Source organism: Arthrobacter sp. sptzw42 (genome assembly GCF_059089685.1).
This window is the reverse complement of sequence record NZ_JBNHEX010000004.1, coordinates 1-12340: the sequence shown is the minus strand read 5'-3', so window position 1 is coordinate 12340 and position 12340 is coordinate 1. Positions and strand designations below refer to the sequence as shown.

The 12340-nt window shown below is 65.5% G+C and carries 13 protein-coding genes; 11 read left to right on the top strand and 2 right to left on the bottom strand.

Annotated features, from left to right (window positions below; all coding sequences use genetic code 11):
* Positions 1-4 precede the first annotated feature (4 nt).
* Positions 5-805 carry a membrane protein insertase YidC gene (gene yidC, locus AC5RT4_RS06015; protein ID WP_494105158.1) on the top strand — a complete coding sequence of 267 codons (801 nt, stop codon included), beginning with the start codon at positions 5-7 and terminating at the stop codon, positions 803-805.
* Between the two features lie 64 nt (positions 806-869).
* Complete coding sequence (locus AC5RT4_RS06010; RefSeq protein ID WP_494105157.1) at positions 870-1427, top strand: dihydrofolate reductase family protein; 558 nt, start codon at positions 870-872, stop codon at positions 1425-1427.
* On the opposite strand, the gene AC5RT4_RS06005 is transcribed toward AC5RT4_RS06010, so the two are convergent.
* On the bottom strand, positions 1409-2608 hold the full coding sequence (locus tag AC5RT4_RS06005; protein WP_494105156.1) for a glycosyltransferase 87 family protein: 1200 nt from the start codon (positions 2606-2608) through the stop codon (positions 1409-1411). The two genes, AC5RT4_RS06010 and AC5RT4_RS06005, sit on opposite strands and share 19 nt — an antisense overlap.
* Positions 2609-2849: 241 nt before the next feature.
* On the opposite strand from AC5RT4_RS06005, the gene AC5RT4_RS06000 reads away from it, so the two are divergent.
* Positions 2850-3509 carry an SDR family oxidoreductase gene (locus AC5RT4_RS06000; RefSeq protein ID WP_494042001.1) on the top strand — a complete coding sequence of 220 codons (660 nt, stop codon included), beginning with the start codon at positions 2850-2852 and terminating at the stop codon, positions 3507-3509.
* Here AC5RT4_RS06000 and AC5RT4_RS05995 read toward each other — a convergent pair.
* The gene (locus AC5RT4_RS05995) at positions 3502-4710 is read right to left on the bottom strand and encodes an ROK family protein (protein WP_494105155.1); all 1209 of its coding nucleotides are present in this window, start codon (positions 4708-4710) and stop codon (positions 3502-3504) included. The two genes, AC5RT4_RS06000 and AC5RT4_RS05995, sit on opposite strands and share 8 nt — an antisense overlap.
* A gap of 97 nt (positions 4711-4807) precedes the next feature.
* Between AC5RT4_RS05995 and AC5RT4_RS05990 the strand changes: the two genes are divergently transcribed.
* The 8 genes from AC5RT4_RS05990 to AC5RT4_RS05955 all read left to right on the top strand — a co-directional run bounded on the left by AC5RT4_RS05990 (position 4808) and on the right by AC5RT4_RS05955 (position 12189).
* Positions 4808-6520, top strand: a complete 1713-nt coding sequence (locus tag AC5RT4_RS05990) for a glycoside hydrolase family 13 protein (RefSeq protein WP_494105154.1) — start codon at positions 4808-4810, stop codon at positions 6518-6520.
* A gap of 34 nt (positions 6521-6554) precedes the next feature.
* On the top strand, positions 6555-7496 hold the full coding sequence (locus AC5RT4_RS05985; protein ID WP_494041998.1) for an aldo/keto reductase: 942 nt from the start codon (positions 6555-6557) through the stop codon (positions 7494-7496).
* A gap of 169 nt (positions 7497-7665) precedes the next feature.
* On the top strand, positions 7666-8529 hold the full coding sequence (locus AC5RT4_RS05980; protein WP_494041997.1) for an HpcH/HpaI aldolase/citrate lyase family protein: 864 nt from the start codon (positions 7666-7668) through the stop codon (positions 8527-8529).
* A 187-nt stretch (positions 8530-8716) separates the two neighbouring features.
* A complete protein-coding gene (locus AC5RT4_RS05975; protein ID WP_494041996.1) occupies positions 8717-8941 on the top strand; it encodes a DUF3188 domain-containing protein in 225 nt (74 codons plus the stop codon).
* 40 nt (positions 8942-8981) lie between these two features.
* Positions 8982-9443, top strand: a complete 462-nt coding sequence (locus tag AC5RT4_RS05970) for an FAS1-like dehydratase domain-containing protein (RefSeq protein ID WP_494041995.1) — start codon at positions 8982-8984, stop codon at positions 9441-9443.
* A 2-nt stretch (positions 9444-9445) separates the two neighbouring features.
* Positions 9446-9883, top strand: a complete 438-nt coding sequence (locus tag AC5RT4_RS05965; protein WP_494041994.1) for a MaoC family dehydratase — start codon at positions 9446-9448, stop codon at positions 9881-9883.
* 42 nt (positions 9884-9925) lie between these two features.
* Positions 9926-10993 (top strand): UDP-N-acetylmuramate dehydrogenase, encoded by a 1068-nt coding sequence (locus AC5RT4_RS05960; RefSeq protein WP_494041993.1) that lies wholly within the window; start codon positions 9926-9928, stop codon positions 10991-10993.
* A gap of 62 nt (positions 10994-11055) precedes the next feature.
* Positions 11056-12189 carry a winged helix DNA-binding domain-containing protein gene (locus tag AC5RT4_RS05955; protein WP_494105153.1) on the top strand — a complete coding sequence of 378 codons (1134 nt, stop codon included), beginning with the start codon at positions 11056-11058 and terminating at the stop codon, positions 12187-12189.
* Positions 12190-12340: the final 151 nt, after the last annotated feature.

Below are 12340 nucleotides of genomic sequence, written 5' to 3'. Positions count from 1 at the left end.
GCGCATGGACTCCGACGCGGTCATGGTCCCGTTCAGATGGCTTGTGTCCGCCATTATGGTCGGCTTCCATGAAGGACTGGGCGCCGCTGGCATGCCGCCCGCCAGCGGTTGGACGTGGGCGCTGTCCATCGTCGGGCTGGTGCTGGTCATCCGCGCTGCCATGATTCCCGTGTTCCTCAAGCAGCTTGACGCGCAGCGGCGGATGCGGCTCCTGCAGCCAGACCTGAAGACACTGCAGGATAAGTACCAGGGCAAGGCTGATCCGCTTTCCCGCCAGTTGATGGCGCAGGAGCAAATGGCTTTGTATAAGAGGCATGGCACCAACCCTTTTTCGGCATGCCTGCCCATGCTGATCCAGGTGCCTTTCTTTTTCGCGCTGTTCCAGGTTCTCTCCGGCATCAGTGCCCGGGCGAGGCAGGACGAGGGGATTGGTGCGATGGGCCATGACCAGGTGGTGCAGTTCGACCAATCGAGCATTTTCGGCGCTCCGTTGACTGCGTCCGTACTGCACGGAGGGGGTGATCCCGCGGCCGTCGCTGTGCTGACCGTCCTGATGATTCTGGCCATGACGGCGGCGCAGTTCATCACACAAAAGCTGGTCATGGCCCGGAACGTGCAGTCAGGCGTGGAGGCAAGCCCCTTCATGCGCCAGCAAAAGATGCTGCTGTACATCCTGCCGCTCATTTTTGGTGTGGGCGGTGTTCTCTTTCCCATCGGCGTCCTGGTCTATTGGACAGTCTCCAACGCCTGGACCATGGTTCAGCCGTTCCTTGTCCGGGACCGGCAGGCACCGAACAACACGTAGGTAAAGGGGGACCCGCCAGCTGCGGCCCTTACCAAGAGGCCCGCAGCCCGGGCAGAATTAGCCCATGGCCCGGCTCATCTACATCGGCATTGCCTCCCTTGATGGCTACGTGGCGGACAGCAGCGGCAACTTCGACTGGAGCGCCCCCGACAAAGAAGTCCATGCCTTCGTCAACGACCTCGAGCGCGACGCCGGCATTCACCTGTACGGGCGGCGCATGTACGAGGTCATGTCTGCCTGGGAAACCATGGGGGGCCCCGACGATCCGGCGGTGATTCAGGACTACGCCCGGATTTGGCGGAGGGCAGAGAAGGTGGTCTATTCAGCGTCGCTGGCAACCGCGGCCACTACGCGCACCCGCGTGGTGCGGACTTTCAATCCGGAAGCGGTAAGGGAGCTGAAGGCCAGTGCCAGCGGCATCATCAGCATTGGCGGCGCAACCTTGGCCGCCGCTGCGCTCCGGGCCGGACTGGTGGACGAGTGCGGAATCTTCCTTAACCCCGTAGCCGTCGGAGGCGGCCTGCGGTTCCTTCCCGACGGCCTGAAACTGCGGTTCGAACTGCAGGACGAACGGCGGTTTGGCAATGGAGTTGTGTACCTCAGCTACCGCATTAGCTCCTGACTGCCGCCAGGAACTGACGCGCCGGGATGCGGCATCGGCCTGCCGGGGGCGGTCGCCAGCCAGGCAAGCACCATGACGGCAGCGAACAGCCCGCTTTGCACGAGCATTTCAGATACCGGGGTGATCGACGCGTAGGGGTTCGGGGAACCAGCCAGTTGAGCAGCCTCCAGGGGCGTCAAGGCAAAGCTGGCAACCACCAGGACACAGAGGACGTGGGCGGGCGAGCGCGCGAACGTATGCCACGTAAAGCCTCCCGCTTCAGCCCGGGGGTACGTGCCGAGCAGCGCCGGAACCAGCAGTACTACCCAGACCCAATGATGGGCCCAAGAGACCGGTGAGATGAGCAACATGACGAGCGCCGTAGCCGCCACCGGGCCCCACTGGTCGGGGGAGTGGCGCGAGCGGTGAATAGTCAAAGCGCCCAGTGCGATAACGGCAACCGAGGCACCAATCCATACTGCTGTGCCGACAGCTGGTTCCAATTCCAGCCGGGCTACGAGTCCACGCAAGGAAAGGTTTTCGAAGCGTGACAGCACACCTACGCGATTGGTATCCCCCAGGGACGCAAGCCAGAACTGTGCCGATAAGGCAGGGGTAAGGACTGCCATCAGCACCACTGTGCTTGCAAATGCTGCCGCCATTCTGGCCGCGCTCCTGAAATCGCGGCGAACCACGAAGTACAGCATGAACACTAGGGGAGTGAGTTTGATGCCGGCAGCGAGGCCGGTAAGTATGCCGCGCGGCAAAAAGCCGTTCGGGTAGCGTCTGGATCTTCCAAGCAGGTCAACAACAATCAGCGTCATCAGCATCGGGTTTATCTGGCCGAGGTCAAGGGAATTACGCCAGGGCCCCGCCAGCAGAATCAGGCCGGTCACGAAGGCTCCGGTGATCCACCATCGCCGCCCTTTTGCCGGATTCAAAATGCCTTTCCGGTGGAGGTAGTGGGCAATGTGCCAGCCCACGATGCACGCACAGACAATATTGATTGTTGTTTGAAGGGCCAGTGCGACTTCCGTCGGCAGCAGTGCAAGAGGCGCGAACATTGCGGCGGCGAACGGGGGATATGTAAAAGCCATTCCCCCGAAAGGCGTTCCGGGAAGCCCGTCCGCGTACAGGTCACCGCCGGCAATAAACTCCTTGGCCCCGGCCAGGTATACCGTCAGGTCCAGCCCATCATTCATGGCCCGTTGGAAAAGGTAAGCCGCCACTATCAGCGGAAAAGCAACACGTGGCAGGTCCCAAAGCAAAAGCCTTCTTATGTCTTCCCCAACCAGGGCCATGCTGATCTCCATATCACGTCGTTGCCTGACAAGCCTCGCACAAAATTGACGACGTCATTGATGCGGCTGCGACGGGACAGCTGCAGCAAGGACCGACGCGCCGGGATGCGGCATCGGCCTGCCGGGGGAGCAGAATGGGCCCATGACCCGAATCGCAATCATCGGCGGCCACGGCAAAGTGGCCCTCCACCTGTCCACCCTGCTCACCGAAGAAGGCCACAGCGTCACGTCGTTTTTCCGCAACCCGGACCATGCGGACGACGTGGCGCGAACCGGTGCAACGCCGTCGGTCCTGGATATCGAGAATTCGACGACGGCGGCAATCGCCGAGGCGCTGCAAGGCAACGACGCCGTGGTTTGGTCCGCCGGCGCCGGTGGTGGAAACCCGGCCCGGACGTACGCGGTGGACCGGGACGCTGCCATCCGTTCCATGGACGCCGCAGCACAGGCCGGTGTGGACCGCTACGTGATGGTGTCCTACCTGGGAGCCCGCAAGGACCACGGCGTGCCGGAGGGCAACGCCTTCTTCGCCTATGCCGAAGCCAAAGCTGCCGCTGATGATTATCTTCGCGGCACCAACCTCGCCTGGACCATCCTCGGGCCGGGCACGTTGACGGACAAGCCCGGCACGGGCCTGATCACGGTGGATCCTGGTCCGGAGGAGGTAGACCGGGGAACGTCGCGCAGCAACACGGCCATCGTGGCAGCTGCCGTGCTGGACCTGCCGGACACGGCTGGCTGGATGATCAGCTTCTGCGACGGGTCCCTGCCGGTAGCCGCCGCACTGGAGTCCTTTAGCTGACTGCCCCTCTAAGTGCAAGATCCAGGGAATTCTTTTCCACGTAGTCGAGGGCGGCCCGGACCGCGCCCACGGCCACGATGGAATCGCCCAGGGGTGATACCGCAACGCGCGGGGGCGTGGCGGTAAGGTCCTTCAGCTTCCGGGCGATCGGTTCCAGCAGCACGCCGGCGGAATTGGCCACGGCACCACCTATGACCACGAGCTCCGGGTTGAGCATCGTGGCCACTGCGCCGATAACCCGGGCCATCCTGTCTGCCAGGCGGTTAAGGATCTCCAACGCCACCGCATCCCCGGCAGCAGCGGCGGCAAAAACGTGCTCGGCCTCCACGACACCTGTCTGCAAGTGTTGGCGAAGGGTGGTCCTGGCGTCTCCAGCCAGAGCCTCGGCAGCCCAGGCCCTGGCAAGGCTTGCGATGCCGAACGTGTCACCCACGCCCCGGACCTGTTCCAGGAATGCGAGCTCGCCCGCGCCGCCGCGGCTGCCGTGCAGCAGCCGCCCGCCGTCCAGCATCCCTGCACCCAAGCGTTCGCTGGCAAGAATAACGACGACGTCCTGGACTCCCGCGGCCGCGCCCCGCCACCGGTCACCAAGGGCAGCAAGGTTGGCGTCATTCTCCAGCAGCACCGTCCAGCCGTGCCGCGCCCGCAGTGCCGACTTCAGGCCAACGTCGAACAGGCCCCAGAAATGCTGGGCCACCAGAACGTCCCCGTTGCGGTCCACCGGGGCGGCGATGCCGGCGGCCGCGGCAAGGACGAACCCGGGGGAGGCGCCTGCTGTGTCCAGGGCCGCCAAGGCCGCGCGGTCAATGACGGAGACGCGTTCCTCCGCCGTTATTTCCGCCTCGGCGAACGGCAGGCTTGACCTGCCCAGGGTGTTTCCCCGGAGATCTGACACCACCACTGTTGCCTTGGAGATGCCAACGTCCATTCCCAGCACCACCCCGGCCCGCTCATTGAGCTCGAAGCGCCGGGCGGGCCGTCCCTTTTGGTACCCGCCAAAAGCCCGCTGGTTTTCCAGCTCCCGGATCCAGCCGCGTTCCTTCAGGTCTTCACACACTGCAATGGCTGTGGCCCGCGTCAGGCCTGTTGCTTCCATGACCTCTGTAACGGTCACGTCCGAGGAGGAGCGCATGAACTCGAGCACCGAGCCGGCGCTGACCCTGCGCAGCAGCTGGGGAGTTGCCGGGGCGGTGTCGGCCATGGGTGTTGACCTTTCCGTGTATTGCGCCAGATAATGATCAGGAAACTAAATTTAGAACCAAAATAAATATAGCCGACAAGACGCAAAGGATCACCCCTTGTCCACCACCGCCACCCTGGCAACCCTTTCCGATTCCGACCGCCTGGCCGATCCGAACTGGTGGCGCCAGGCCTCCGTGTACCAGATCTACCCGCGGAGCTTCGCGGACTCCAATGGTGATGGCATTGGCGACCTCAAGGGCATCACCTCCAAGGTTTCGTACCTGAAATCGCTGGGCATCGACGCCGTCTGGCTGAGCCCGTTCTACCCCTCGGCACTGGCCGACGGCGGCTACGACGTGGACGACTACCGCGACGTCGACCCCAAGCTGGGAACGTTGGCGGACTTCGACGAGATGGCCGACGCGCTGCACGCGGCCGGCATCAAGCTCATCGCCGACATCGTCCCCAACCACTCCTCGGACCGGCACCAGTGGTTCAAGGAGGCGCTTGCCTCACCCAAGGGGTCGGCTGCCCGGGACCGCTACATCTTCCGTGACGGCAAGGGCCCGAACGGCGAGTTCCCGCCGTCGGACTGGGACTCAGTGTTCGGCGGCCCTGCCTGGGAGCGCATCACTGAACCGGACGGCACCCCCGGCCAGTGGTACATGCACATCTTCGCCAAGGAGCAGCCGGACCTGAACTGGTCCAACCGCGAAATCCGCGAGGACTTCCTCAAGACCCTGCGCTTCTGGTCCGACCGGGGCGTCGACGGTTTCCGGGTGGACGTGGCCCACGCCCTGACCAAGGACCTCACCGAGCCGTTGCTGTCCAAGCTGGAACTGAGCGCGGCCAACACCGGCGTGGACGGATTCGACGACGGCACCCACCCCTTCTGGGACCGCGACGAGGTCCACGAGATCTACGCCGAATGGCGTGAGGTGTTCAACGAGTACAACCCGCCCCGTACCGCCGTCGCGGAGGCCTGGGTCCACGCCACCCGCCGCGCCCGTTACGCCAGCCCCCAGGGCCTCGGCCAGGCCTTCAACTTCGACCTGCTGCAGGCCGATTTCGACGCCGGGGAGTACCGGGAAATCATCACCCGGAACCTCGCCGAGGCAGCGGCCACCGGCGCCTCCTCCACCTGGGTCTTCTCCAACCACGACGTAGTCCGCCACGCCACCCGGTACGGACTGCCCCAGGTGTCCAGGGGCAAGGCAGGCACCAAGGGCCAGGACGGCAAGGACTGGCTCCTCGCCGGCGGCCCCGCCGAGGAGCTCAACGTGGAGCTCGGTGAACGCCGTGCCCGCGCGGCGACCCTCTTGATGCTGGCCGTCCCCGGCTCCGCCTACCTGTACCAGGGCGAGGAACTCGGCCTTCAGGAAGTCGCCGACATCCCGGAGTCCGAGCGGCAGGACCCGTCCTTCTTCCGCAACAAGGGCGTGGAAATCGGGCGCGACGGCTGCCGCGTGCCGCTGCCCTGGAAGGTGGAAGGAACCTCCTTCGGCTTCGGCGACGGCGGGGCACACCTGCCCCAGCCGGACTGGTTCAGCAAGTACGCGGTGGAGGCCCAGGACGGTACCTCGGGCTCCACACTGGAGCTCTATCGTGCAGCCCTGAAGCTGCGCCGCGAATTGCAGACCGACGAAGAGCTCGAATGGGTTGAAACCGGCACCCCGGACGTCCTGCACTTCCGCCGGCCCAACGGCTGGCAGTCAGTGACCAACTTCGGTGACAGCGCCGTCGACCTTCCGGCCGGCAAGGTGCTGGTCAGCAGCGCTCCCCTCGAGGACGGGAAACTGCCCGCGAACACCACCGCATGGCTGCGCTGACCCCCCGTCGCCGTCCGGCGGGGCGGCCGGCCTAATGCAGGAACTGATTTACGGCTGCATGGGCCTGGGCGGCAGCTGGTCCGACGAGCCGCATGCCGGCGAGCATGTGGACGAGGCCGCTGCCGCCGTCGAGGCCGCACTGGATGCGGGAATCACGCTGTTTGACCACGCAGACATCTACCGGAGCGGCAAGTCGGAGGCTGTCTTCGGGGAGGTGCTGGCGGCCAGCCCCGGGCTCCGGGACCGCGTCCGGCTGCAGACCAAGTGCGGCATCAGGTTGAACGAGCGCGGGTTGCAGACGCACTACGACCTCAGCCGGGAGGCCATCCTCGAGCGCGTCAACGAGAGCCTCAAACGGCTGCGGACCGATTACGTGGACATCCTCCTGCTGCACCGCCCGGACCCCCTGGCGGACCCCGCTGAGGTGGCCGCCGCCGTCGGGCAGCTCATGGCGGAAGGCAAGGTCCGGCAACTGGGTGTCTCCAACATGTCCGGGGCGCAGATCCAGGCGCTGCAGGACCGGCTGGAAACCCCGGTGGTAGCAAACCAGCTGGAGATGAGCCTGCTCAAACGGGCTTGGCTGGAAAGCCAGGTGCTGGTCAACCATGCCGAGAACCTGGACTACAGCTTTCCGCACGGCACGCTGGAGTACTGCATCCGCCATTCGGTCACCCTGCAGGCCTACGGTTCCCTGGCGCGCGGCCTCTATACCGGGGCGGAACCGGACAGCCTGACGTCGGCAGAAGCCGCCACCGCAGAACTGGTTGCGGAACTGGCAGGGCAGTACGGCAGTTCGGGTGAAGCAGTCCTGCTCGGATGGCTGATGAAGCACCCGGCAGGGATCTCGCCGGTGATCGGAACGGTTAACCCGGCCCGGATCCGTAACTGTGCTGATGCTGCCCAAGTGGCACAGGCCATGAGCCGGGCCGAGTGGTACCGCCTGTGGGTGACGGCACGGGGCAACAACATCCCCTGACTTCCCCCCCAACCTGCCGGCAGCAAGGGCCGTAATGTCGCCGCACAACGGCCCTTGCTGCTGCCTGCATTCACGCCGGTTACAGTCATATCCCGTTTAGTTCGTATTGAACCTCACAAGGGGGCCCTTTTCTTGGCCTTGCCGCTTGCCGGGCGGATACGGTAGATACATGACGTCTACCATCGCCACCGAGACCGTAAGGCCGGAACGCAATATCCCAGCAGAAATCGCCCGCTCTTGGCTCCTCGTGAATGCCATGAAGACCGAGCTTTTTGACCAGTCGGCCGTGTCCCGCGCCGATTCGATCATCCTGGATATTGAAGATGCCGTGGACCCCTCGCAGAAGGACCAGGCCAGGGACAACGTGGTTAACTGGCTGACCGCCGGCGGCAAGGCCTGGGTCCGGATCAACGATGCCACCAGCCCCTTCTGGGCCGCAGACCTCGCCGGACTGCGCGGCACCCCCGGCCTCCTCGGCGTGATGCTAGCCAAGACCGAATCCGCGGACCAGGTCACTGAAAGCTTCCACCGCATGGACGGCAAGACCCCCGTCATCCCGCTGGTGGAGTCCGCCATCGGCATCGAGGAAGCCAACAACATCGCGAAAGCCCAGGGCGCTTTTCGCCTGGCCTTCGGCTCCGGCGACTTCCGCCGCGACACCGGCATGGCCGCCACTGCCGAGGCCATGGCCTACCCGCGCGCCAAGCTCGTTGTAGCCAGCCGCGTCGGCAACCTCCCTGGCCCCATTGATGGCCCCACCGTGGGCACCAACCACCCCATCCTGCGCGAGCAGACCGGCATCACGGTGATGATGGGCATGACCGGCAAACTGTGCCTGGCCATCGACCAGACCCCCGTCATCAATGAGGTCATCAGCCCCACGCCATCGGACGTCGCCTGGGCCACGGACTTCATGGCCGATTTCGAAGCCAACGGCCGCGTCATCCGTGACGGCTCGGACCTGCCCCGCCTTGGCCGCGCCGAGAAGATCATGAAGCTCGCTGTAGCCTTCGGGGTGCAGCCCGCGCTCTAGCACCCGCATGTTTTCAGGAAACCCCGTGACCGGTACCCGCTATCCGGTCCACGGGGTTTCCTGGTCTGCGCCCTGAAGCTCCGGGCGGGCAGCGGGCCTTCCCTGTCGTGCGGGCGGAGGGCCACTGCCTTTGACCGTCCCGGCCCTGGTCCGACTTGTGCCCCGGGCAGGCCGGTAGACTGGCACGGTGCTGAACGAATTCTGGGCCACTGCGCCAACCCGCTACAAAATCCTGGTCTTCAGCGCGATGGGACTGATCGCCGTCGGCATCATCCTTAACCTGGCAGGAAACACCAGCGGAAACCAGGCACTGGCCGTGGCCTCATTGCCGCTGATCGGGCTGGGACTTGTCCTGCACATCGCCGGAATCGTGGTCCGCGGCCAAGCCATCCGGAAGAACCTCCGCCGGTAATTTTCGGGCCGCTTCGGAGGCTGACGATAGGCTTGAGCCCATGACTATCAATCCGGACCTGCAGGGCCGAAGCTACCCTGCCGCAGAGGTGTACGACGTCGGCCGCGAAAAGATCCGCGAGTTCGCCCGCGCCGTGAAGGCCACCCATCCTGCACACTTCGACGTCGACGCCGCCAAGGCCCTGGGCCACACCGACCTGGTTGCCCCGCCGACGTTCGCCATCATCATCGCCCAGCGCGCAGACGCCCAGCTCATCGAGGACCCGGAAGCGGGCATCGACTTTTCCCGGGTGGTCCACGCTGACCAGCGTTTCACCCACCACCGCCCCATCCTCGCCGGTGACCGCCTGGTGGCGGAACTTCACGTGGACGGCGTCCGCGCCATGGGCGGGGGAGCCATGATCACCACGCGCTCCGAAATCTTCGCGCTCCTCGGGGACGAATCACGGGAGCCGGTCACCACCACCACGTCATCCATCCTGGTCCGCGGAGAGGGACAGTAACCATGAGCCTCAGCATCCACGAACTCAGCCCCGGCCAGGAGATCGGCAGCCGTACCATCGAGGTCACCCGTACTGACCTGGTCAAGTACGCCGGTGCTTCCGGGGACTTCAACCCCATCCATTGGAACGAGGCATTCGCCACCGGCGTGGAGCTGCCCGGCGTCATCGCACACGGCATGTTCACCATGGGCTCTGCCGTGCAGCTGGTCAGCGACTGGGCAGGCGACCCGGCCGCCGTTGTCGACTTCCAGACCCGCTTCACCAAGCCCGTGCTGGTCACGGACACCACCGGAACGGAAGAGCCCGGCGCCACCATCGAGGTGAGCGGCCTTATCGGCAAACTCGACGCCGAGGCCAACACGGCGCGCATCGACCTCACCGTTATCTCGGCGGGCCAGAAAGTGCTGATGAAAGCCCAGGCAGTGGTCCGGCTGAGCTAAAGCCGCGAAGGCGCGGCCTGACTTTCCCGATAGGGTTGTTTGGTGACTTCCACTCTCCTTTCCCAGCTGACCACGGCCGCCGTCGGGGGCCCGGCCGGCGCCTTCATCGAGGCCCGGACCGAGGCTGAGATCATCGACGCCGTGCGCACTGCGGACGCGGCCGGCGAGCCGCTGCTGATCCTTGGCGGCGGGTCCAACCTGCTCATTTCCGACGACGGGTTCCCCGGGACCGTCGTGAGGATTGCCTCGGAAGGGTTCACCGTCAACGCGGAGGACTCCTGCGGCGGGGTCGCGGTGGTAGTGCAGGCCGGGCACAACTGGGACAAGCTGGTGGAGCATGCGGTCCTGCACGCATGGTCCGGGATCGAGGCCCTCGCCGGTATTCCGGGCTCAACCGGGGCAACACCGGTCCAGAACGTGGGCGCCTACGGTTCTGATGTTTCCCAAACCATCGCCGCCGTCCGCACCTGGGACCGCGAGCGTAACGCCGTGAAGACCTTCACCAACTCTGAGCTGAAGTTCGGCTACCGGGACTCCATCCTTAAACAGACCACCGTCAACGGCTCACCCCGGTACGTGGTGCTGACTGTGGAGTTCCAGCTCCCGTTGGGCCGGATGAGCGCTCCCATCCGGTATGCCGAGCTCGCACGGTCGCTGGGCGTGGAGCAGGGCAAGCGAGCCTACTCCACGGACGTGCGCAGGGAGGTGCTGCGGCTGCGCTCTTCCAAGGGGATGGTGTGGGATTCCGAGGACCGGGACACGTACTCCACCGGTTCATTTTTCACTAACCCCATCGTCCCGGCCGACGTCGCCGCCGCCCTCCCGGAGGGCGCACCGCGCTACCCTGCGGGCAAGGACGGGCTGGTGAAGCTCTCCGCCGCGTGGCTGATCGACCAGGCCGGCTTCAGCAAGGGCTTCGGCCTGGAGCCGGGCAGCGTCAGCGGGGGCCGCGCTTCCCTGTCCACCAAGCACACTCTGGCCATCACCAACCGCGGCTCAGCCAGCGCGGCGGACCTGGTAGCGGTGGCCCGCGAAGTGCGGGCCGGCGTCGAACGCCGTTTTGGAATCAAACTGCACCCGGAGCCGCTGCTGATCGGCCTGGAGCTGTAGCCCCCGCTTCCCCATGTGCCTTCCCATGTCCCGCGGACCCGCCCGGAGCCTAGGATAGGCCCATGGCTGCGAGGGTGGGTAAACGACTTGACCGCCGGACCATGGGCAGGCTGCGGCTGGCATCCCAGAGACTGGTGCCGGTTCCAGCCCCTGCACCGGGGTTAGCGGATGGGGCCGTCTCCGTCGCCGGGACAGTCCGCTGGATGACCGCGATCCAGGCGCAGGACCTGCAGGCCGCTTTCTGGGCCGTGGGTGTGAGGGTTCCCGGAGCTGGATTAGGGGATGTGCGGTCCGCGCTCGATTCCGGCGCCGTGGTGCGGTCGTGGCCAATGCGGGGCACCTTGCATCTTGTGGCGCCCGAGGACCTGCGGTGGATGCTGGACCTTACTGCCGAGCGGCTCACCCGGGGTATCGCCGCCAGGCACCGCGAACTTGGGATTACGTGGCCGGATATTGAGAAGTGCCGCGACCTTGCGCTGGAACGGATTGCGGCTGGCGGAGCAGCGAGCCGTTCGGAGCTTTTCACCGCTTTTGAGGCCGCAGGGCAAGCCACCAACGGGCAGCGCGGAATCCATATCCTGGGGACATTGTGCCGGCATGGCTGGCTTGTGCAGGGGCCGCTGGCCGGGAACCAGCAACTGCTCGTGGGCTTCGAGAGCTGGATCCCGGTCTCCCGCCGGCTGGAGCGGCAGGAGGCCGTTGCGGAGTTCCTGTTGCGCTATTTCCGGAGCCACGGACCCGCCACCATCCGCGACTTCGCCTGGTGGACGCAGATTCCCCTGACGGAGGTGCGGGCGGCCCTCAAGGAGATCCAGAGCCGGCTGGTGGAGCTCGACTTCGAGGGCACGGGCTACTGGCTGTCCCCGGAGACAGCGTCACTGCTCGACGGCGGCGTGCCGGGACAGCGGTCGGTTCTCCTGCTGCCTGGCTTCGACGAGTTTGTGCTTGGCTACACGGACCGAAGCCTAGTCCTGGCACCCGAGCACGCGAACAGGATTGTTCCCGGCGGCAACGGCGTCTTCAAGAAGACCGTGGTGGCCGGGGGAGAGGTGACAGGCACCTGGGCGCGGGAAGGCGCAGGCCCGCGAGCCGTCGTCGTGCCTCAGCTGTTCGACGAAACAAAGCCCCTGGGGGCCACCGCCCGTGCTGCTTTCGCCCGCGCCGCCCGGCGGTACCTGGAGTTCCTGGACTCATGACCCGTGCCCCAGGGACACTGCCCAGGGACACAAAAGCGGGGCTGGCCCACAAGAGAAGGGGAAAAAAGGTGGGAAAACGGGGGGGTGCAGGGTTCTCGTGGTGGTGTTTGGCGTGCGGATCAAAAGCCCGGCCGCGACCCCCAAAAGCTTG